The organism is Pseudomonas sp. MF09156 (assembly GCF_059862305.1).
On sequence record NZ_JCBCUR010000003.1, the window covers coordinates 39,013 to 61,252 of the forward strand.

General features: G+C 62.6%; 15 protein-coding genes. 5 read left to right on the top strand and 10 right to left on the bottom strand.

The features are described from left to right. Positions 1–70: 70 nt before the first annotated feature. Complete coding sequence (locus tag AC19YY_RS09370) at positions 71–508, top strand: TadE/TadG family type IV pilus assembly protein (protein WP_169952020.1); 438 nt, start codon at positions 71–73, stop codon at positions 506–508. Beyond that, positions 505–3,249: a PAS domain-containing sensor histidine kinase gene (locus AC19YY_RS09375; protein WP_500604096.1), complete on the top strand. Its 2,745-nt coding sequence runs from the start codon at positions 505–507 to the stop codon at positions 3,247–3,249. The genes AC19YY_RS09370 and AC19YY_RS09375 overlap by 4 nt, the downstream gene beginning before the upstream one ends. Here AC19YY_RS09375 and AC19YY_RS09380 read toward each other — a convergent pair. The 6 genes from AC19YY_RS09380 to pbpC all read right to left on the bottom strand — a co-directional run bounded on the left by AC19YY_RS09380 (position 3,246) and on the right by pbpC (position 10,420). Then, complete coding sequence (locus tag AC19YY_RS09380) at positions 3,246–5,258, bottom strand: pilus assembly protein TadG-related protein (protein WP_500604097.1); 2,013 nt, start codon at positions 5,256–5,258, stop codon at positions 3,246–3,248. The genes AC19YY_RS09375 and AC19YY_RS09380 overlap by 4 nt on opposite strands. Positions 5,259–5,652: 394 nt before the next feature. After that, positions 5,653–6,210, bottom strand: coding sequence for a DUF4136 domain-containing protein (locus AC19YY_RS09385; RefSeq protein ID WP_170042537.1), 558 nt, complete (start codon positions 6,208–6,210; stop codon positions 5,653–5,655). 45 nt (positions 6,211–6,255) lie between these two features. Next, a complete protein-coding gene (locus AC19YY_RS09390) occupies positions 6,256–6,858 on the bottom strand; it encodes a DUF4136 domain-containing protein (protein ID WP_029297619.1) in 603 nt (200 codons plus the stop codon). 24 nt (positions 6,859–6,882) lie between these two features. Beyond that, complete coding sequence (locus AC19YY_RS09395) at positions 6,883–7,632, bottom strand: methyltransferase (RefSeq protein WP_170042536.1); 750 nt, start codon at positions 7,630–7,632, stop codon at positions 6,883–6,885. Continuing rightward, positions 7,625–7,933 (bottom strand): MazG-like family protein, encoded by a 309-nt coding sequence (locus tag AC19YY_RS09400; RefSeq protein WP_133713881.1) that lies wholly within the window; start codon positions 7,931–7,933, stop codon positions 7,625–7,627. Before AC19YY_RS09400 ends, AC19YY_RS09395 begins: the two co-directional genes overlap by 8 nt. 156 nt (positions 7,934–8,089) lie before the next feature. Next, positions 8,090–10,420: a peptidoglycan glycosyltransferase PbpC gene (gene pbpC / locus AC19YY_RS09405; protein WP_169952030.1), complete on the bottom strand. Its 2,331-nt coding sequence runs from the start codon at positions 10,418–10,420 to the stop codon at positions 8,090–8,092. A 99-nt stretch (positions 10,421–10,519) separates the two neighbouring features. Here pbpC and AC19YY_RS09410 point away from each other — a divergent pair, with 99 nt between their 5' ends. Then, on the top strand, positions 10,520–10,813 hold the full coding sequence (locus AC19YY_RS09410) for a hypothetical protein (protein WP_057437585.1): 294 nt from the start codon (positions 10,520–10,522) through the stop codon (positions 10,811–10,813). Between the two features lie 156 nt (positions 10,814–10,969). Here the strand turns inward: AC19YY_RS09410 and AC19YY_RS09415 are convergent, their stop codons facing one another. The 3 genes from AC19YY_RS09415 to AC19YY_RS09425 all read right to left on the bottom strand — a co-directional run bounded on the left by AC19YY_RS09415 (position 10,970) and on the right by AC19YY_RS09425 (position 17,796). Next, positions 10,970–15,865 carry an alpha-2-macroglobulin family protein gene (locus AC19YY_RS09415; protein WP_500604098.1) on the bottom strand — a complete coding sequence of 1,632 codons (4,896 nt, stop codon included), beginning with the start codon at positions 15,863–15,865 and terminating at the stop codon, positions 10,970–10,972. 135 nt (positions 15,866–16,000) lie between these two features. Then, positions 16,001–16,948 (bottom strand): LysR substrate-binding domain-containing protein, encoded by a 948-nt coding sequence (locus tag AC19YY_RS09420; protein WP_170058638.1) that lies wholly within the window; start codon positions 16,946–16,948, stop codon positions 16,001–16,003. After that, positions 16,948–17,796, bottom strand: a complete 849-nt coding sequence (locus AC19YY_RS09425; protein WP_170058637.1) for an EamA family transporter — start codon at positions 17,794–17,796, stop codon at positions 16,948–16,950. Before AC19YY_RS09425 ends, AC19YY_RS09420 begins: the two co-directional genes overlap by 1 nt. Before the next feature lie 480 nt (positions 17,797–18,276). Here AC19YY_RS09425 and AC19YY_RS09430 point away from each other — a divergent pair, with 480 nt between their 5' ends. Both AC19YY_RS09430 and AC19YY_RS09435 read left to right on the top strand, forming a co-directional pair. Then, positions 18,277–18,576, top strand: coding sequence for a DUF6124 family protein (locus tag AC19YY_RS09430; protein ID WP_170042570.1), 300 nt, complete (start codon positions 18,277–18,279; stop codon positions 18,574–18,576). Positions 18,577–18,737: 161 nt separating this feature from the next. Further along, a complete protein-coding gene (locus AC19YY_RS09435) occupies positions 18,738–20,081 on the top strand; it encodes an MATE family efflux transporter (RefSeq protein ID WP_432754982.1) in 1,344 nt (447 codons plus the stop codon). Between the two features lie 129 nt (positions 20,082–20,210). Here AC19YY_RS09435 and speA read toward each other — a convergent pair whose 3' ends face one another. Continuing rightward, positions 20,211–22,124: an arginine decarboxylase gene (speA, locus tag AC19YY_RS09440; RefSeq protein ID WP_169952043.1), complete on the bottom strand. Its 1,914-nt coding sequence runs from the start codon at positions 22,122–22,124 to the stop codon at positions 20,211–20,213. Positions 22,125–22,240: the final 116 nt, after the last annotated feature.

The window sequence follows — 22,240 nt, forward strand, 5'->3', positions numbered from 1 at the left end:
AAAAACCGTCCCTTTTTGCCGATTGATTCTATGCTGATATCAGGTAGTAGCAGTCAGGGTAGTCGCAGTGATGAAAACCAGCCTCCCTAGAAAGCAAAAAGGCGCCGTCGCCATCGAATTTGCGGCGGTGTTCGTGATTTTTTTTGCCGTATTCTATGCCATGGTCAGCTATAGCCTGCCGCTGTTGCTGCTGCAGTCGTTCAACCAGGCTACCGCCGAAGCCGTGCGTCGCAGCGTGGCACTGGACCCCAGCACCCCCAACTACAATGCGGCGCTGATCCTGCGGGCGACCCAGACCGTGCAAAGCCAATTGCAGTGGATCCCCGCGACGTTCCAGTTCCAGGCGGCCCATATCAATCCGACCTACACCGCAGGCGTGTTGACCGTCGAGATCAACTACCCCTCGGCCAACCTGAAGAACGTGCTGCCGTTTATTGTGCTGCCGGGCATTGGCACGGTGCCCCGCTTGCCGACCACGTTGCACGCCCAGTCGAGCCTGCAATTTTGAACTCCGGTGACAAAATCTTCGGCAGGCTGCTGGGCCGCAGCAGCGCCCAGGCCCTGGAGACGCCCGCCAGCCCACCGGCGCAAGGCTTGCACCTGCGCCTGGACCCGCAAGGTCATGTGCTGGATATCAGCCGGGCATTGCACCCACAGTTGGCCCGTCACCTTGGCGCCCCGGCTCACCCGCTGTTGCGCGACCTGCTGTGCCTGCCTGGCGCATTGAGCATCGAAGGCACGCCCGCCGACTGGCAGCGGCACAGCCTGGACCTGGATTTCCAGGGTGCCGCCGATACCATCCTGCATACCCGTGGCTGGATCGAGCCGGACGGCGATGGCTGGATCCTGCGCCTGCTGGATATCAGCGACCTGCTGAACGGCCGGCAATTGGCCCAGCAGCGCGAACAGAACCACCAATTGGCCAGCCAGATGAGCGAGCAGCTGCGCGTCTGCAGCCTGACACGCCTGCCGCAAGTGTTCAGCGAGCACCTGCGCAACCTGGCCCAGCGCTGGCATATCCCGTGCGTGGCGATGGTCCTGCTCGACCAGCAGGACCAGGACTGGCTGGTCTACAGCGGCTACAGCGCCCACGACGCGCCGCAGTTGTGGGAACTGGGCCAACGCCTGGGTACCTGCCTGGACAGCCTCAACGGCAACACCGCGCTGAGCCTGAAAACCCTCCAGGGCCGCAGCGAACACCCGCGCCTGTACAGCGTGTTTGGCAGCGCCGAGGGCCTGCTGGTGCCCTATCGCGATAGCCAGGGGGTGGCCGCCTGGTTGCTGTGCGGGTTCTACAGTGGCCACCCCGACGTCAGCGAACGTGACTGGCTGAACCTCGCCGCCGCCCTCGCCGCCCCTTTGCTCAGCCGCCTGCGCGAGCAACGTCATCACCAACAACTGGAACGGGTGGAAGCCTTGCAAGGCCTGCTCGGTACCGGCTGGTGGGAATTGCTGGAAAGCGGTGAAGAAATCCTGCTGGCCCCACAGCTGATGCGCAGCCTGAGCCCGGAAGATGCACCGACCAAACAGGTACTGGCCAACTGGCTGGAACTGATCCACCCCGCCGACCGCCAGGAACTCAACAGCCGCCTGCAAGACCTGCAAACCCTGGGCAAACCCTTGTTGACCAGCGTGCGCCTGCTGCGCAGCGACGCCAAGCAGAACCCCATCTGGTACCGCGTCCAGGGCCAGGTGCTGGGTGCCGGCGAGCAGCGCCGCTGGATCGGCTTCATGCTCGACATCAGCGACATCAAGAACCAACAATTGCAGGCCGCCGCCGCCCATGCGCGCCTGGACAACCTGATCGCCAGCTCCCCGGCGGTGATCTACGTGCAGCGCTACGTCAACGGCGCGCTGCACCCGGCCTTCTTCAGCGATAGCCTGCTGCCGCTGCTGGGCTGGACCCTGGCCGAATGCACCCACGACACCTCCGTGGAATGGGTACACCCCGAAGACCGTGACCTGTACTTCGAACGCACCCGGCAGTTGCTGCGCGAAGGCAGCGTGCGCAGTCGCTACCGCGTGCGCGATCGCCAGGGCAACTACCACTGGCTGCTGGACGAAGCCAAGCTGCTGCGCGACGACCTCGGCTTGCCGGTGGAGGCCGTCGGCCTGTGGCTGGACGTCACCGAAGCGACCCTGGCGGCGCAACAGATCAAGGACAGCGAAGAGCGCTATCGCATCCTCGTCGAAGACTCACCGGCGATGATCTGCCGCTACCGCCCGGACCTGACCCTGACCTTCGGCAACACGCCCCTGGCCAACTACCTGGAATGCACGCCGGCCCAGTTGCCGGGGATCAACCTGGGCCACTGGTTATCTGAAGAACAGCGCAACGCCTTTGTAAAACGCATCGGCCAGTTGAGCCCGGAATTCCCCGTCAGTACGGCTGAAATCAGCCTGCAACTGCCGGGGCGCGAACATGCGTGGTGGGTCTGGTCGGACCGTGGCGTATTCGACGAACACGGCCAGTTGCAGGAAATCCAGGCCGTGGGCCGCGACAACACCGAAGTGCGTCGCTCCCAGCAGCAACTGACCCAAAGCGCAAAAATGGCCACCCTCGGCGAAATGGCCACCGGCCTGGCCCATGAGATCAACCAGCCGCTGAATGTGATGCGCATGGCCATCGTCAACGTGCTCAAGCGCCTGGGCAACGGCGACGTGCAGATCGACTACCTCACGGAAAAACTCCAGCGCATCGACGCCCAGGTCCAACGCGCCGCCCGGGTGGTGGACCACATGCGCGTGTTCGGCCGCCGCTCGGAGGTCGAGCAACAACCCTTCGACCCGGCCCAGGCGGTGGAAGGCACCCAGTCACTGCTGGGCGAAGGCCTGCGCGGCAAAGGCGTGGACCTGCGCATCACGCCGATGGACTTGGGCGTACAGGTCAACGGCCATGTCGACCAACTGGAACAGGTACTGATCAACCTGGTGGTCAACGCCCGCGATGCACTGATGGCACGCCACGAAAAAAACCACGACTTCCACCCCTGGATCGCCCTGTACAGCGAACACGACAGCCGCCATGTGCGCATCTGGGTCGAAGACAACGGCGGCGGCATCGATGCACGGCTGCTGGAGCGGATTTTCGAGCCGTTCTTTACCACCAAACCGATTGGCGTCGGCACCGGGCTGGGGTTGTCGGTGAGCTACGGCATTGTAGAAAACATGGGCGGACGCCTGAGCGTCGCCAACAGTGAACATGGGGCGCGGTTTTGTGTGGAGTTGCCGGTGGTGGGTGGGGGTTAGATCACGAGGTAGGCGCGGCCTGCTTGGCAACTTAGGTTGGCGCCTACATCTACTTTATTTAGATCGACGCCCAAGGCCAGTAATAGGGTGTTTATCAGCGAGTCCAGTAACGGTGTCAGTGTGGTTTTGATCGTACTGATCAACAGCGAAGTTACGCTGTTAAACACTGTTCCAAGACCCCCAATGATATTGCCTAGTAAGTTTTCATTCCCGGGCTGTGGACCGTACATATTTAGAACAAGACCCGCTGCCGTCCCCTTGGCAGGGTCCGTGAGCCCGCTGACGATATTGCTAGTGGTGTAAGCGTAATAAAACGGTGGCTGCGAAATTTCCGGCAGATCGGGGGACAGGTATGTATGGGCAAGGTTTTTACTCCCACCCACATCGATATTGGCAGATAACCCGATACCACCTCCCACGGAGGGAATGCGGGCATTGCAATCATTGAATATCAGAAAGCGGCGGCACGATTCAGTACCTATATCAACGACCTTCAATGGTTTCACAACCATCTGTGGGGGAGCTTGACTGCTGCCAAAAATGCTGGACAAACCGTCAACCTGGCCCAGTTTCAAATTAACCAGCGAAGTATTGGTGCTGGTTGTCAGGCTTTTGTTGGTAGGGCTTGCACAACTGTAGGCAGTTACCCAACTACTGGCGCTGGCAGCTTCTACCGCAATATCCACATGGACAGGCGGAGGCAGAATCTGCAGGTTGGGTGAAGTACACAGTGCACCCAAACCACATGTCAGCGCATTGATCGCGCCCACAATATCAAGATGTAGCAGTGCACCCACCGTGTTTGCCAGAGGCCCCGCCAATCCAGTCACGCCGTTCACCAAATCCAGGACCGTGTTCAGTACGGGCAAGTTGACCGAGAGCAGAACTCGTAGTTGAGACGTGCGCACATAGATCCGATTCGGACCGGTTTCAGGATTATGTCCTGCCGCTACAGCTTTAGCTGGATTGCCAACAGCAGATAATTGAGGCGGCTGTAAAACCTGAACCGTAGCGGTGATTTGCGCCACTCCAGGCAAGTCAATCGGGACACTTGCTAACAGGCCGTTTTTCTTGTTGGCCAGTTGCACAAAACCTTCGATCAGATCAAACACCCGCATGTTCACTGCCAGAGAGGCCACATCAGTGCCACTCGCAATCTGCAGAATATCGCCCAATACCACTTGAGTAGTACCCGCCGCCGTCTTGAGCGCTTTCAAGCCGACAATCGTCACATCTGTGGTCAGTGTGTTGGTGGGATCCAATACATTGATAGCACTTTGAATTAGCTGGCCTACACCAAGGGTATTGCCAAGAACTTCTGTATAGCCGACCGCTGTCAGGCCCAGGTCGAGCTTTAGCCGGTCCAAATAACTCAGCAGAGAGATATTGGTATTTATCAAACCATTCCACCCTGCCACTGATAGATTCAGCCCACCACCTAGCAACCCACCGAATAGAGCGTTAAGAACAGAGGCCTTTTTGTCGGTGTCCACAACCACTGCGGTGCTGCGGATTGTGAGTGCCGCCACAGGGGTCGCCAGCGCCGCAACCGCGGTCGCAGTCAATGTCGTACTGGCGTTATACGTACCGCTGAACAACCGCCATACGCCGTTGGCGATACCAGTAGTGATCGTGCGGGTGGCAACGACCCGGATGGCCTCGTTCTTGGTGGCATCGGCAGTGAAGACACGGGTGTTAAGAGCATTGGTCAGCAACGTCCCACACGTCACCGCCAGGGCGCGGCTGGTGTCGTTGGCGACGACGGTGAAACCATTGCGGGTGGCATTCTGCTTGGCGTAATCGACGGCGGTGGTGCTGCCGGAGCACTGCCCGCCGCGGTTGGCGGCTTCCAGGGCGGCGGTGTCGGCGATGGCTTGCAGCTTGCGTTTTTCCAGGTACAGGCGGCCGCTATCGACCACCAGCAACAGAAACACCAGAGCCAATGCCAGGGTGCCGGCGAATACCAGACCGATTGCGCCACGTTGGCCAGAACGAAGTCGGGGAGACATCGAGCACTCCTTTGCCGGCGAACTGCCGAGCGCTTACTCTCCTGTAGTCAACAGCAGTGTAGACAAGGCTTGCAAGGTACGCTGGCAAGTCGCCACTTTGGCGACTGACGGAAAGAAACACCGCTCGACGCTGGTTAGTCCGGCCGCTGCATGGCAGCGATGCGGGCACCTCGGTGTATCGAGTTGTACGGAGTCGATCCCATCGCAGCCTCGCCGAGGCTCGACAGCTCCCACAGGGGAGCCGCGACACCTGCACATTTGTCTTGGCAACACAGATCGAATGTGGGAGCTGTCGAGCCCCGGCGAGGCTGCGATGGGATCGCCTCGGTGTACCTGTTAAACCGCAGCGCCCGGATCGCCGTGATGCAGCGGCCCTACACGGACCGAGTACGACTTAGCGAGGCGGGTAGTTGGACAGCACTTTGGTCACCGTCGCCCGGATCGCCGCATTGCGGTCCTGGGGGTTGGGCGAGCTGCTCATCATCTGTTCGTCACTGCCGCGCCATACCAACTTGCCGTCCTTGCCGTCGAGCAGGTCGATCTGGAGGGTGGCGACCTTGTAGGTGACGTTGCGGGTTTCGTTGTACATCGGCGCACCCCAATAGCCATTCCACGGGCCGCCCCAGGCGCCACCGTAGTTGGTGGTGACTTGCTGCTGGCGATCCTCGACGATCAGGTAGGCCTGCACGTTCACATCAGCCTTGGCCCCCGGGGCCGCCGGGCGCAAGCCGCGCTGGTCGAGTTGGTCGGCCACCGCCTGGCGGATGCGCTGTTCAGTGAGGTCGCTCTTGATCCGTGGATCATCGGGGCGGTACTGCAACGCTGGGTCTTTCCAGGCCCAACTGCGGTAGGCGGCAAAGTCGCGACTGGCGTCAAAATCGTGGTTGACCTGGCTGGTCTGGCATCCGCCCAAAAGCACGGCAAAAGCGAGCAAAGCGATACGACGCAACATGGTAGTTCTCCAAAGGGCAAACCGAACCTGAGATGAGAATAGCTGTTAACTCGGAGGATACGCCGTCATGGCCTTCTGCACAGCCTGGCGCAACGCATCGCCGCGTTCACTCAGGCTGCCCTGGCTGCCCGTTTCGGCGCTGGCGCTCCATACCGGCTGGCCCGTGCGGGCGTCGAACAGGTTGACGCGCACCACCACCACTTGCACTTCATAGGTGCGCACGATCGGCACCGAGTTGTACATGCCATAGCCGTTGCCATAGCGGTTGTAGCCACCGTAGCCGTAGCCATAATCGTCCTGCACCTGGCGCAAGCGTTTTTCCAGATGCACATCGGCGCTGACCAGCAAGTCCGGCGCGCGCTGGTCATGTACCGGGCGCAGGCCGCGTTGGTCGAGGGCGCCGCTGACGGCTTCGGCGATCTGTGCAGGATCTGCCCAGGCCGAGCCCGCCGGCAACTGGCCGTTGCGCCAGGCCCAATTGCGATAGGCGCCGTAGTCACGCACCGGCGCCGGGTAGGCGCTGGCATCAAAGGTGTTGGCCGCCTGGGCAGGCGCCGGTGGCATGGGCTTGGAGGCCGCGACATACGGATTGTTGCTGGAGCAGGCACCCAGCCCCAGGCACAGCAGGATCAATGCACAGCGCTTCATTTCGATCTCCGCAGACTGGGCCGCTTAAACCGGACGGCAGATCCAGTGCAAATAACGCCCAAGTCCGGCAAAGCTTGGGTGACGACGGTGAGCGAGCTCCATCTCCAACAAGTCCTGCAAGTCGGCGCGGGCCTGGAACTCCACCGGCATATAGTCGTGGAAGACCCGCACCCCGCTCTGGCTTTCGACCTGCCACAGGCCTTCAAGTTGCGCCGCCAGTTCACGCGGGTCCAGGGGCTGTTGCGGGGTCAGGCTCTGTTTTTCGCCAGCCATGTCATTTTTGCGCATCTTGCGAAAGTGCCCCTTGAGCAAGTTGCGGTAAATCAGCGCATCACGGTTATAGAAGGCCAGGGACAACCAGCCGCCCGGCGCCGTCAACTGGTGCAGCACCGGCAGGATCCCATGGGGTTCGGCCAGCCATTCCAGCACGGCGTGGCACAGCACCAGGTCGTAGGGCTCGGTCAGTTGACCCAGCAGGTCCTGCCACGGCGCCTGGATGAACGTTGCGCTCTGCCCCGCCTCGGCGAACCGCTGGCGGGCACCTTCGAGCATCGGTTCGGCAGGCTCGGCCAAGGTCACCTGATGCCCGCGTTCGGCCAGCCACAACGACATATGGCCCAGGCCTGCGCCGATATCCAGCACGCGCAGAGGCCGGTCCGGCAGGGCCTCGGCCAAGTCGGCCTGCAACACCGCCAGGCGAATCGCACCCTTGGCACCGCCGTAGATCTTCTCGGCAAAGCGCGTGGCCAACTGGTCGAAATGGCGATCACTCATGGGTAAACCGCCGTTCGTTGTCGGCCAGCTTGGCGCTGACCACCTGGTTCATGTCCAGGCCCAGTTCGCCGCACAACAGCAGCAGATAGAGCACGATGTCCCCCACTTCCTGCCCGGCGTGGGCAAGTTTGTCGGCGGGCAACTGGCGGGACTGGTCTTCGCTCAGCCACTGGAAGATTTCCACCAGCTCGGCCATCTCGACGCTGGCGGCCATGGCCAGGTTTTTCGGGCTGTGGAATTGTTTCCAGTCGTTGTTATCGCGGATGCGATGCATGCGTTCGGTAAGGTGTTCGAGATTCATGGGGCGCTCCTGAAGGGGTATAGCTTCGGGCTCAAAGGCGGGGATGGCAAATAAATTTGCGGCGCTTGTCAGGGCGCTATCGCAGGCAAGCCCGCTCCCATATTTGGCGGTGTTTACAAATCAACATGGGGGAGCTGGCTTGCCTGCGATGGCGACCTAATCCACCACGCTGAACTCAACCCTGGCCGTCTGCCCCGCCTCATCGAGCACACTCAGTTGATAGCGCCCCAACTGCTCCAGGCTGGCATTGATACTGTCCTGACTGGCGCTGTCCCCCAGCGGTGCACCATTGAGGAACCACCAGCGCCGCCCACTGCCGCCCAACGCCGATAGCTTCAAGCGCAACTGCTGCTGGCTACCCGCCGGTAACCGCAACTGGTCCCCCTCACGTACACCCACCACCGACAACGGCGACGCTGCCGCCAGGGCCGGGGGTGGGCAATCCGGGTCTGGCGCGGGGATGCGCGCGTCACGCCGCTCGATCCTGGGCAACCATGGCTCCAGCGGGGCCGGCCACAGGGCTATGTCCCGCGAGACCGCGCCCGGGCAACTGGCCGCCACGCGCAGGCCCTTGGCATTGACCCACACGGTCTCCATCAAGCCGACACCCAAAGGTTGGTCCAGGGCCTGCAAGGTCGGCGGCGTGGTGTTGTCCAGCGTCCAGGCAAACCGCTGGCGCCGGCAATTAGGATCGCTACGGCTCATGGGCTGGCCCAGGGGCCAACAGATCGCCGCCACGCCGACATTCATCGGCACCGCCTTAACGGGCGCAGTAATGCCGCGCTGGCTGTCGCGGTTGGTCAACACATCGTGCACTTGCAGCATCAACGGCGCCGCCGAGGCCAGGCCGAACTGGCCGGGCACCGGGGTGCCGTCCGGGCGGCCGATCCACACACCAATCAAATAGCGCGGCCCGACGCCAATGGCCCAGGCATCGCGAAAACCGTAGCTGGTGCCGGTCTTCCAGGCCAACACCGGGCGCTGTACCAACTCGGCCCGCGGATCACGGTCCGGCCGCGCCTGGCCACTGAGGATGCGCCGCACGATCCACGCCGCACCCGGCGACAACAACGGGCGCTCCTTGAGCACATCATCAGGCTGCAAACGGATGGCCGCGCTCTTGCCGTCGCGGGCCAACGCGCTGTAGCCGCCGACCAGGTCCTCCAGGCGGCTGCCGGCGCCGCCCAGGATCAATGCCAGATTCGGCTCGGCCAGCGCCGGCAGCGCCAGGGGCATGCCGCCGATGCGCATTTCGCCGGCAAAGCGCTTGGGCCCGTAGGCTTCCAGAAGCTGCACCGCCGGTAGGTTCAGCGAACTGGACAGCGCCGTGCTGGCCGGTACCGCGCCGGTAAAGCCCATGGAGAAGTTGCCCGGCCGGTAATCGCCGTAGCGTCGCGGCACATCCTGCAACAGCGATTCGGAGTGAATCAGCCCCGCGTCCAAAGCCATGCCATACAGGAAGGGCTTGAGGGTCGAGCCCGGCGAGCGCAGGGCGCTGATCATATCCACATGGCCAAAGCGCCGCGCGTCGTTGATATCCACCGAGCCCAGGTAGGCGCGCACCGCCATGCTTTCCTCCTCAACCACCAGGATCGCCGCCGACGTGTGTTCCGGCAGCCGCGCACGCCAGCCCAGCAGCAGGTCTTCGAGACGCCGTTGCAGGGTCGCGTCGAGAGTGGTGCGAATCAGCGGCGGGCTGTCGGGACGGTTCAAGCGCCGCGCCAGCAGCGGCGCCAGGCTGGGTTCCAGGCGCGGCGCCAGCAACAGGGGTTCTTCCAGGGCTTCGTCGACCGCAGGTTGCGGCCATACCTGAAACTCGGCCAGGCGCCGCAGCACTTTGTCCCGGGCCTCCTGGGCGCGCTGCGGGTGGCGGTCCGGGCGCAGACGGCTCGGTGCCTGGGGCAAAACCGCAAGCAGCGCCGCTTCAGCGTGGGTCAGTTGTTGCGGCGACTTGCCCAGATACGCCCAACTGGCCGCCGCCACGCCCTGCAAGGTGCCGCCAAATGGCGCGCGATTGAGGTACAGGTTGAGGATCTGGTCCTTGGACAGGTGCCACTCCAACTGCGCCGTACGCCACAGCTGGCGCAACTTGCCCGGCAGGGTACGTGAATGGGGGTCAAGCAGGCGCGCCACCTGCATCGACAAGGTGCTGCCGCCAGATACCACCCGTGCACCGGTGAGGTTCTGCCAGGTCGCCCGCACCAGGGCCAGCGGGTTGACGCCGGGGTGCTGGTAGAACCAACGGTCTTCGTAGGTCAGCAGCGCATCGAGGTAATACGGCGAGACCTCATCGGTGGCCACCGGGTAACGCCACACGCCGTTGGCATCGGCAAACCGCCACAACGGCGTGCCGTCCTCCGCCAGTACCACGCGGGCCAGGTCATCCTTGGGCAGCGGCAGGGGCCAGAGGCGGTCGGCCAGCCACAGCAGGGCTATCACCACCAGCAGGCTACCCAGGGTAGCGCGTGCAACTATTCGCAAATTCAAACGGGCAAACCTCTATGCTTCTAGGGAACTCGCCCAAGGGATTGGCGACCAAAGGCTCAGGTCCGGCAGATACGCCCACCCTTTCATCAGGAAACTCATATGCAGGTAGAAAGCTTTTTCGAATGGCTGGGCCAGGCGCTCGGTTCGGTCATCCGCTTTATCGTCGACGGGCTCAGTGGCCTGTTCGGCGCCCTGACCAATGCCGGTGGCAACTTTATCGATGGCCTGTCGCGCACCCTGGGCATGGATACCTCGATCATCAGCATCATCACCCTGATCATCGGCCTGATGCTGCTGTACTCGGCAGTCCGGGCATTTATGCGGGCCTCGATCATCATGGGGATTATCTGGTTGATGCTGGGGTTGTGGCTGCTCAGTTGGGTTGTGCATTAAATACAGACCCTGTGGGAGCGGGCTTGTGTGGGAGCAGCGGTGCGACTTGCTCGCGATAACGGTGTATCAGCCACCGAATGTATGGGCTGAAAGATCGCTATCGCGGGCAAGCCCGCTCCCACATAAAGCTACCGCCAGTTCCTATAGGGGTTGGGCTTAACGGCCCTTGATCACCATATCGGCCGGGGTTTCCCCCACTGCCTGCCAGTTCGGCCGGTACATCGACTCCACTTGCGGCGGCGGTACGCGATAAGTCCCAGGCGTCACCGCACGGGCCAGGTACAGCAGGTGCGTGGTGCCATAGCCGTCCAGGTTCAGCGCGGCCACGTAGCGATCATCGCGATATTCCTGATGTTTGATCGACGCATTCTGCATCGACTCGCGCCACTCCTTGACCTGGCTGCTGGCGTTTTCCAGGCTGGCGGCGCTTTGCCCCAGGTTCTGGTTCTCCAGCTCCAGGCCAGCCGGCAACAGGTCAACTACCAGTGCATCCGGCACCCGCTGTTTGTTGGCGCTGACCGCAATGTGCACCAACACCAGGTCGCCGCTGCGCAGGTTTTGCAGGTTCAGCGGCTGGCCATTCATCCCCAGGTACTCGCGGCGAATACTCAGGTTTTCGCCACCCGCTGCCGGCGCGTGCTGTGGATAACCGGAGATGCTCAGTTGCTGGTAAATCGGCTCGCTGCCCGGGTTGTGCAGGGTCAGTGGTGAGGCCAGCAACGGCCCTTCCAGCTTCAGGCCGGACTGGCCGTTGTTCAGCTCGCGGGTTTCGCCGCCGCTGCTCAACTGCGCCGTCCAGTTGGTTTCCGGTTTGCCCAGCAAGCCACGCCCGGCCAGGAACAGCGAGTTGCGCTCCTGGGTCGACAGCCACGGGCTGGCCGCCATCTGGTCCGACAGCTCGAACAGGCGCTCTTCACGCTTGCCCTTGGCCAGGTCGTTTTCTTCCAGCAGGGCCAGGATCATCGCCTGATCACGCAGCGGGCTGCCGTAGTCGGCCAGCCATTCATTGGCTTTGCGCTTGACCGCCAAACCGGCCAGCAAGGCCTGGTCGGCACGCGGTTGGTCACCCATCTTCTGCAGGGCAATCGCCAACTGCACCAAAGGCAGGCCGGAGCGAGCGTCGCTGCGACGTTCGAACAAGCTGCGCAATGCCCCCAGCGGCGCCTGCTGACTGCGCGCCAGCACCAGCCCGGCATAGGCTTGTACGGCAAAACGCGTGTGGTCGGCGTTGTCGCTGTAGTCGACTTCAATCAGATTGCGTTCCTGCACATAGCGCAGCAGGCGTTCGCTGGCCTTTTTCAGCGCCTCGGGCGGTACGGCAAAACCCTGGTCGCGGGCGCGCAGCAGGAAGTCGGTGACGTACGCCGTCAGCCAGTATTCTTCCTCGCCATCGGCGCCCCACAAACCAAAGCTGCCGTTGTAGCGCTGCATGCCCAGCAGGCGCTCTATGCCCAGTTCGATCTTGCGCTTGCGCTCGGCATCCGGCTCGCCGGTCAACCCCAGGCGCGTCAGCACGGCGGCATCGGCATACAACGACGGGTACAGGCCGCTGGCGGTTTGCTCCAGGCAACCATACGGGTAGGCCTTGAGCGCACGAATCTGCTCGCCCAGGTTCAACGGCGGGCGGCTCGACAGGCTCAACAGCGCCTCACGCCCGGCCGGTTCAAACAGGGCCAGTTCGCTGTCCGGCAGGCTCCAGGCGTCGTCCTTGAGCACCGCGCGGTACTGCTTGAGCAGCGCCGGATACGCCGGGCGCACGCCCAATGTCCATTCGCGGGTAAACGCCGGCAGGTTCTCGCCCGGCAGGTCCAGGCCATTGACCGTGACCTTGATCTTGCCCTGGCCAAAACCGCCCAGCGCGCGCACCGGAATCTGCAAGGTGGTGCGCTGGCCCTGGGTCAGTTGCACGCTTTGCGATGGTTCGCCCAGCAGGGTCAGTTGCCCTTCGGCGGTCAGTTGCACATCGAGCTTCTGCGCCTTGCCCGACAGGTTGGACAGGTCCAGCGCCAGGCGCGTCTGGTCGCCGCCCGCGAGGAAGCGCGGGGCCGACAGCTCGGCAATCAACGGCGCGGCAATCACGGTCCTGGCTTCGGCCATGCCGTAGCGGTCATCGCTCCAGGCCTGGGCCATCAGGCGCAGCTCGCCGTTGAAGTCGGGGATATTGACGCTGACTTCGCCCTCGCCTTTCTCGTTCAAGGTCACCGGCGCGCTTTGCAGGGCGACGATGGTGACGCTGGTGTCCGGGCGCTTGCCGCCCTTGGCCAGCGCCGCGTCACCGCCAAAGGCCAGGCTGGCCAGGCGGCCCTGGCCGGCTTCGATCAACTGCCCATAGATATCGAACTGGTCCACGCCATACGCCTTGCGGCCGAACAGGCTGGAGTACGGATCCGGGGTCGGGTATTCGGTGATATTGAGGATGCCCACGTCCACCGCCGCCACCAGCACATGCACCTGTTTCGGCACGCTGCCATCGGCATTTTTTGCCGCGACCTTGACCGTCAGCGGCTGTTTGGGGCGCATTTTTTCCGGTGCGGTCAGGGTCAAGCCCAGTTTGCGCTGGGTACGGTCCAACGGCAGGTGCAGCAAGCCCACGGCGCGTTTAGGGGTGATGTTGGCCTTGCGCTCGCCGGGACGGATCACCAGCGCACTCACATACAGGTCATGACGCGACCATTTCGGGTCGAGCTTCACCGCAAAGCTCTTGCCTTCGGCCGGCACCTCGATTTCCTGCCACCACAACGGGCCTTCGCTGGACTCCACCAACAGGTAGCCCTTGCCGGCTGCCGGCGGGGTGACGGTGACGTTGGCCGTATCGCCATCGCCATACGCCGGTTTGTCCAGCGCCAGCTTGACCTGGTCCGGGCGCACGGCGCCGCCTTCGGTGTTGTCCTGGGCCTGGTAACCAGCCCAGAAACGCTTGCTGCTGATCAGCCCGGTCTGCGGGTCCTCGACCTCGACGCGGTACGGGCCCCACTCCACCTGGAAGCTGACCTTGGCGGTGTCGCCGGCCTTGATGTTGACGGTCTGCTCATCGAGGTTGAGGAATTTCTCGTTGTAGTGATAGCTCCAGCCGTCGTTGTCCGAGTAGTTCCAGTAGTAGTCGCGGCGCTCGCGGATCAGGCGGACCTTGAGGTTGTCGACGGCAAGTTTCTGGCCGTCCTGGTTGGCCAGCAGCACTTCGAATTCCGCCGGGCCATCGCCATCGGTTTCCTTGCCATCGAACAAGCCGCGCAGGCCCGGCAATTGCTCGGCCGGCCAGACCGGCTGCACCAGGCGCCGGGTGATCGGGCGCCCGCCCGATTCTTGCAGGCTGGCCTGCACGATCAGTTGCAGCGGCGACTTGGCCTCGCTCCACTTGCTTTCCAGGGTCAGTTTTTCCTGGCCCTGGGCGTCGAGCACGCTTTCGTCCAGTTCAAAATCCTGGCTCAGCTCTTCTTCCGTTACCGAGCCAAACTCGTAGCCCGGCAGGGCTTTGACCGCCTCGCGCAGCGGGCGCACATACACTTGCCCGCTCAGGCGATTGCCCGCCGCCGGGGCGCCGTAGAGGTAGCGGCCATTGACCTGGATAACGGCGTTGTCCGCCGGGCTCAACGGCGTGTCGCTGCCCTTGAGTTCCAGGGCCAGGCGCTCGGGCAGGAAGTCCTCGACGAGGAATTCATACAGCTGCGGCTTGCCGTCACCCAGGTCGAACACCAGTTGCCAGCGCCCGGTCGGCGCTTCGCCGGCCAACTGCAACTGGTATTGATAGAGGCCAGAGGCATCGGCGTCCCATACGAATTTGCGGCTGACCTGTTCATCCGGGCGGCGCACTTCGACACTCACGGGCTGCGGCTTGACGGCATTGCCGTCCTTGTCGCGCAGCAGGGCGTTGAGCAGCACGGTTTCGCCAGGGCGGTACAGGTCGCGCGGACCGAACACGAAGAATTGCAGCGGGTGCGCAGGCTGGCCGCCGATATCGAACTCGGCCAGGTCCAGCGCCGCGCTGTCGAGGCGCAACAGGCTGGTTTGCTCGCCCTGTTTGGCCAGCAATACCTGGGCCTTTTTCGGCAGCGGCAGTTCGGCGTGGCCGCCCTTCTCGGTCTTGCCCTGGCCCAGCACGCGGCCTTCGGCATCGAGGATTTCCAGCTCGACACCGTCCAGCGCCTTGCCGCCTTCCAGCGCCTGGGTAAACACATCCAGGCGGTTGGCGTAACGGTGCACCGACAGGCCGATATCACTGAGGGTGAACAGCGTGGCCGGCTGCGAATAGTTGTAGGTGCCCGAAGCGCGCATCACCGCCAGGTACACGCCCGGCTGTTGCAGTTGCTTGAGGCCGGCGATGGGTAGCAGCAGGGTTTCGCGGGTGTTGCGCGCAGGATTGAGGTCGAAGCGGCCGCCGTACACCAAGTCGGCCATGGGCAGCAGTTCGCGCGACTCATAGCTTTGCAGGCTGGTATTGCGGCCCCACTGGGCGAGAAACGCCGGCAGCGATTCGGGCTTGATACGGAAGAACTCGACGTCGATCTTGTCGACATTCAGCGCGATCACCGGCAAACCTTCGGCCAGGCGGGTGGGCAACAGGGTGCCACGGCTGGCGAAGCCGACGGTGGCTTGCAGGTCGCGGGTTTCCAGGCGGCTGACGTACTCGGCGGCGAGCTTGGCGTCATTGACCCCGCGCAGGCCGGCGTCCACGGTCAGCACCAACTTGCGCTGGGGCTCCAGGTGCCGCAGGCGCAGTTCCATCAGGTTGTCGAAAAGCTCCCAGGCTCCATCGACCTTGCCGGATTTGCTGTCCACCAGGTGCAGCTTGTCGGCGAACTTCTGGTCCGGGTCCAGCGGGATCGAAAAACTCACCGACAAGGTGCTGGCGCCATCCAGTTGCACCTCAGACACGTCCACCACGCTTAACTCACGGCCGGCATAACGCTGCTTGAGCGTCGCCACATCCACCGTGGCCTTGGCCGGCGCCGTCACCGCTGGCGCAGAGGCCGCGGGGGCTGCGGGCTTGTCGGAAGAATCGCAGGCGCTCAGCAGGGCCAGCGCACAGGCCAGGAACAATCCTTTGTTAAGCATGGGGCACTCGTTGTCGGGGTGTCTGAGGGGTGAACTATATATCAGTGCCAGTGAAGCGGTTGTGGCAGTGATCACATTGACCGACGGAGGGCGGTTTGGTTCTGCGTGCAGGCCAAGTCAGGCCAAACCCTACCGCTAAAGTGCTCCAGCACCCGCTATTTGCGGGTGCCGAGTCCGAACCTCCCGCAGAAACTCACCCGCGCTGGCCTTGAGCCAATCAATCAACCGGGCGATGTCCGGCTCGGACTGTCGACCATTGCGGCAAATAACGTAATACGCCGCCGGCGACATCATCACGGGGCTGTTCAAGGCAACCAACGCCCCCTCTTCCAATTGGTCGTATACCAACGCCGTCCGGCCCAGAGCGATCCCACCCCCCTTGACCGCAAGGCTTATAGCCAGGCTCGAATCCGGAAACCGAGGCCCAGGGTGATACGGGGGCGCCGCCGCCCCCTGGAACGCAAACCAACTCTCCCACCCCGGACAGATCTGATCATCCGCCCGGTGAATCAATGGGTACCGGGCGATATCCGTCGGCGCAATATCGCCATGCTCGCGATAAAACGCCGGCGAGCATACGGGAAACACCGCATCGCGCATCAGCAACTCGACATGATGCTCCGGATAGTCCCCGCCCCCTATGACTACTGCGACATCAAATTGATGAGCTCCCAGGCTGGCAGGGTTCATATCTGCGCTGCTCAGCACCACGTCAAGATTGAACGAGGCGTCAGTATGCGAGCCATGCATTCTGGGAATCAGCCAGGTCGAACAGAGCGAAGAGGTGCACAAGAGGTACAACGGCTGGGCTGTGCGCGGATTAAGAGCCTGCAGCGCAGCCTCCAGCCCTTTGAAAAACCCATCAGTGACCGGCAACAAGGCCTGCCCTGCCGACGTCAGCTTGACGCCGCGCGAGTGCCGCTCAAACAACTGCACGCCCCACCACGCTTCCAGGCCTGCAACTTGATGGCTGATGGCACTGGCGGTGAGGTTAAGCTCAGACGCCGCACGCGCGAAACTGCCCGTTTGCGCGGCGCTGACAAAAGCCTGGAGCATCGCAGTGGGTGGAGGGCGCTGAGCCATCAGGTGCTCACTTTGATCAGGATGATCCCGCAAACAATGACGAACGCCGAAAGCATCCGTCGCCAGCCGAACCGTTCATGAAAGAACAGCGCGGCAATAATGGCGCCGATAATAACACTGGTTTCCCGCAGCGCTGAGACCTTGGCCACCGCATCCAGCGACAGCGCGAACAACACCAGGCCGTAGGATGCCAGGTAAAAAACACCCCCCAAGGCCCCCACTCGCCAATGACTGCCAATGGCCTGGACAAGTGCCGCACGCTCCTTGAAAAACGCCAGCAGCGGGATAGGAATGCTCTGGAATACCGTCAGGTAAATAATGTATTGCAGCACCGTTTCACTGGCTCTCACGCCCTTGGCGTCCACCACTGTGTAGGACGCAATAAACACTCCAGCGCCCACCGCCATCAGGATCGGCTTGAGCATGTGCGCGGTCATCCTGCGTACAAATGTCAGGCTGATGATCCCCAGGCAAATCAACAACACCCCCGCCATCGCATGGAACGACAGTTGCTCATGCAGCAGAAAGTAGGAAAACAACGCCACCAGCACCGGCGGCACACCGCGCATCACCGGGTAGACCTGACCGAAGTCGCCCGTCTCATAGGCCTTGATCAGAAACAGGCGATAGACCGTATTCAATATCACCGAAAGCAGTACATAACCCCAGACTTGCAGGCTTGGCACATTGACCAGCGGCAGCGCCGCCAGGCAGATCAGCAATGCTGTGCCATCGACCAGGGCCAGGGTCATGAAACGGCTGCTGCCGGCCCGGACAACAGCGTTCCAGGTGGCGTGCATGAAGGCGGAGATCAGGACCAGGGTGATCGCGATATCGGAGTTATCCATGGGGTTTTGGCTGTTCAGAGGAGAAGGCGGACATTTAACTCAGCCTCGCGTGCCGGCCGGAAGCGAAAGCTCATCAGCACAGCCATGACCCTTCATCATGCCGACATCGCCACCACAAACACTGAAGACCTCCTGTGGGAGCTGGCTTGTGGGGTCGCCGGGCTGGCATTTGGTCACGGTTTGTAAAGGGCCAGCAAGGCGTATCGCTTTAAATTGCAGGACGTTTCCTAGACAATCCTTGGCGCCTTGTGCCTGTTGGAATCGGTGACTAGTCTGCGGTCCGTCACTGCTTATCAGTGATCGGGTTTAGTCGCCCGGATCCTATATGGCGCATGGTCTCATGAAGTTTCATGGTGGCTGTGCGTAGGGCACCTTCGGGTGCGCCGGTTTGCCATATGGCCGGTCGACTAACCTGCGTACAGCCGCCACCCTTCGTTTAGTCGCGACGGATGTCAGCTCCAAACCATATGGAGTTACACCATGCATAAGATTGTCCCCGACCCACCCTGCGACCTGCTCAACGACCGCGCCGCCTTCAGTCGCGCCCTCAGCCACTACCTACCGACCCAGGGCTTCCACTCCATCAGTGAAGAACTGAGTTTCGAAGACTCCCTGCTCTACACCGCCAGCCTGCTGAACAGCGCCTCGGCCACCGCGCTCGACTGTGGTGAACACTTGCCCGGCGCCGAACGGGCCAAGGTGCTCGCGGTGTGGCATTTGCTGGAGATCGCCAAGACCACGGTCGACCGCTCCATCGAGTGCCTGCATCCCCCGGCATAAACACGATCAAAAAGGTGGGAGCGGGCTTGCTCGCGAATTCGGTGGGTCAGTCAATAGAGATGCCAACTGACCCACCGCATTCGCGAGCAAGCCCGCTCCCACATTTGGATCTGCACCGCTGTTGAGGGCCAGTTACAATGCCGCTCCCCCAAGGAGCCCCCATGCCCACCTTACTCACCGACTGGCGCCACCGCCCCACTCACCGCCGTGTCTGGGCCCTGGCCGCGCCGATGATTCTGTCGAATATTTCGGTACCGTTGGTGGCGCTGGTGGACAGCATGGTCATCGGCCACCTGCCCCACGCCCATCAACTGGGTGCCGTGGCCGTTGGGGCCAGCCTGTATACCTTCCTGGCCTGGGCCATGGGTTTTCTGCGCATGGGCACCACCGGGTTTGCCGCCCAAGCCGCCGGGCGCAATGATGGCGCGGCGCTGCGGCAAATCCTGCTGCAAGGTTTGCTGCTGGCACTGGGGTTGGCGATGGTGCTGGGCACAGTGGGCATTCCCCTCAGCCACCTGGCGCTGGAGTGGATGCAGCCCTCGGCCGAGTTGAATCAACTAACCCGCGAATTCTTCCACACCCGCCTGTTCGGCCTCCCTGCCGCCCTGGCCACCTACGCCCTGGTGGGTTGGTTCCTGGGCACGCAGAACGCCCGGGCCCCGCTGGCGATTCTGTTGACCACTAACCTTGTGAATATCGCCCTGAACCTGTGGTTCGTTTTGGGCCTGGACTGGGGCGTGGTCGGCTCGGCGCGGGCCTCGGTGATTGCCGAATGGACCGGCGCCCTGCTCGGCCTGGCCCTCACGCAAAAAGCCCTGCGCGCCTACCCCGGGCACATCGCCTGGGCGGCGCTCAAGGTCTGGCAAAGCTGGCGCGCGCTGCTGGCGGTCAACCGCGACATCTTTATCCGCAGCCTGGCGCTGCAATCGGTGTTTTTCATGATCACGGTGCAAGGCGCCCGGCTGGGCGACGCCACCGTCGCGGCCAATGCCCTGCTGCTCAACGGGCTGTTGCTGACCGCCCATGCCCTGGACGGTCTGGCCCACGCGGTGGAAGCGTTGTGCGGCCACGCCATCGGCGCCCATGACCGCCAGGCCCTGCGCCGCTCGCTGGTCGTTGCCTGCGGCTGGTCATTGATCGCCAGCCTCGGGTTTGTGCTGTTGTTTACCTTCGCCGGCCACTTGTTTATCGCCATGCAGACCGATATCCCCAGCGTGCGCGAAACCGCCGATATCTACCTGCCGTACCTTGCGGTACTGCCGTTGATTGCGGTGTGGAGTTATCTGTTGGACGGCTTGTTTATCGGCGCGACCCGCGCGCGGGAGATGCGCAACGGCATGCTGCTGACGGTGCTGATTATGCTGCCGCTTGCCTGGGCGTTGCAGGGGCTGGGTAACCACGGGCTGTGGATAACGTTCCTGCTGTTTATGGCAGTGCGCAGTTTGACGTTGTGGGCGATTGCCTGGCGGCTGAATCGGCAGGGGCTGTGGCTGGCCGCACACTAATGTGGGAGCGGGCTTGCCCGCGATGACGGCAGATCAGTCAGCACCTGTATTGACTGATCCACTGCTTTCGCGAGCAAGCCCGCTCCCACACAAGCCCGCTCCCACAGCTTGGCGCTGTGCCTGCCGGTCTTAGGAAGACAGGTAGGACGAACGGGTCAGGCCCAGGCGTAGCGCATCCAGGAACTGGGTGCGTTCTGCCGCCGTGATCTTCGCGCTGGCGCACTTGTCACGGTAGTGGGTCATCAACTCCTCCGGCGACAAGTGCACGTAGCGCAGCATGTCTTCGATGGTGTCGTGGGTCTCGATCCCGGCGCTGTACACCGAACCGTCCTCGCGCTGGTAGATGTTCACCGAGTCGGTGTCACCGAACAGGTTGTGCATGTCCCCGAGGATTTCCTGGTAGGCGCCCACCAGGAAGATCCCCAGCAGGTAGTCCTCGCCTTCGTTCAAACCGTGCACCGGCAGGCTGGTCTCGATGCTTTGCTCGTCGACGTATTGCTTGATCTTGCCGTCGGAGTCACAGGTCAGGTCCTGCAGTACCGCGCGGCGCAGCGGCTCTTCGTCGAGGCGGTGCAGCGGCAGGATCGGCAAGACCTGGCCGATGGCCCAGGTGTCCGGCAGGCTCTGGAATACCGAGAAGTTGCAGATGTACTTGTCGGCCAGCTTGTCGTTGAGTTCGTCCAACACCTGGCGGTGCGAGCGCTGGCGGGCCTTGAGCGAGTTGTGCAGGCGGCGGCACACGGCGAAGTAGCACTGTTCGGCCAGGGCTTTTTCCGCGAGGGTCAGCTTGCCGTCGGCGTACTGGGCAGCCACGTCACTCATGTAGTGGGTGGCGCGCCAGTAGGTTTCGGTGACCATTTCAATGTCGGTCGGGCCCAGCAGGTCAACCAGCCATTGCACGGTTTCCGGCAGGCTCTCCTTGTTCTCGATCACCGGCACGTCGTCGTTGTGTTTCTCGACGTCGGTCACCTGCACCACCAGCATGGCGTGGTGGGCGGTCAGGGAGCGGCCGCTCTCGGAGAAGATGTTGGGGTGCGGCAGGTTCTGCGCGTCGCAGAATTCCTTGAGCATGCCCACCACCACGCCGGCGTAGTCGTCCATGTCGTAGTTGATCGAGCTGGCGTTGCGCGAGTGGGTACCGTCGTAGTCCACGCCCAGGCCGCCGCCGACGTCGATGTGGTCCACCGGCAGGCCGAGGTTGCGCAGTTCGCCGTAGTAGCGGATGGCTTCCTTGAACCCGTGCTGGTAGTCCGCCAGGTTGGCGATCTGCGAGCCCATATGGAAGTGCAGCAGGCGGATGCCCTGGTCCAGGCCCGCGGCGCGGAAGCGCTCGACCACCGACAGCAACTGCGCCGCCGACAGGCCGAACTTGGACTTCTCGCCACCGGTGTCGGCCCACTTGCTCGACGCCAGGGACGACAGGCGCACCCGCAGGCCAACCTGTGGCTTGACCTTGAGGTTGGCGGCCTCTTCGATCACCAGGCCCACTTCGGACTCTTTCTCGATCACGATAAACACGTTGTGGCCCAGCTTCTGCCCCATCAGCGCGAGGCGGATGAACTCACGGTCCTTGTAACCGTTGCAGACGATGGTGCCGCCTTTCGGTGCCAGGGCCAGTACGGCCAGAAGCTCAGGCTTGGAGCCGGCTTCCAGGCCGATGGACACGTCCTGGGTGGCGATGATGTTCTCGATCACCGCTTCCTGCTGGTTGACCTTGATCGGGTAGAGCGCGGTGTATTTGCTCTGGTATTCCAGGCGCTCGATGTTCGCGTCGAAGGCGCCGGTCAGTTGGCGCACGCGGTCTTGCAGGATATCCGGGAAGCGCACCAGCAAAGGCAGGGACAGGCCGCTTTTGCGCAGCTCGTCCACTTGCTCGTACAAATCGATGGGCGAGCTGTTCGGGCCGTTCGGACGGACTTCAACGCGACCGGCATCATTGATCGCGAAATACCCGGCCCCCCAATGGCGAATCCCGTAAACACTGCGGCTGTCCGCAACTGTCCATTGGCTGCCATCGTCTTTGCGTGTGCGTCGTACGGACATCGAAGTCCCCTATATAAAGTCGAAGAGCGCCACCCAAGTCAGAGGCTGGCGCAGTCTAAAGAGTGAAAATGACGATTTGCCTGTGAGAGGGGTAGACCCCACTTGCAGGACAGAGT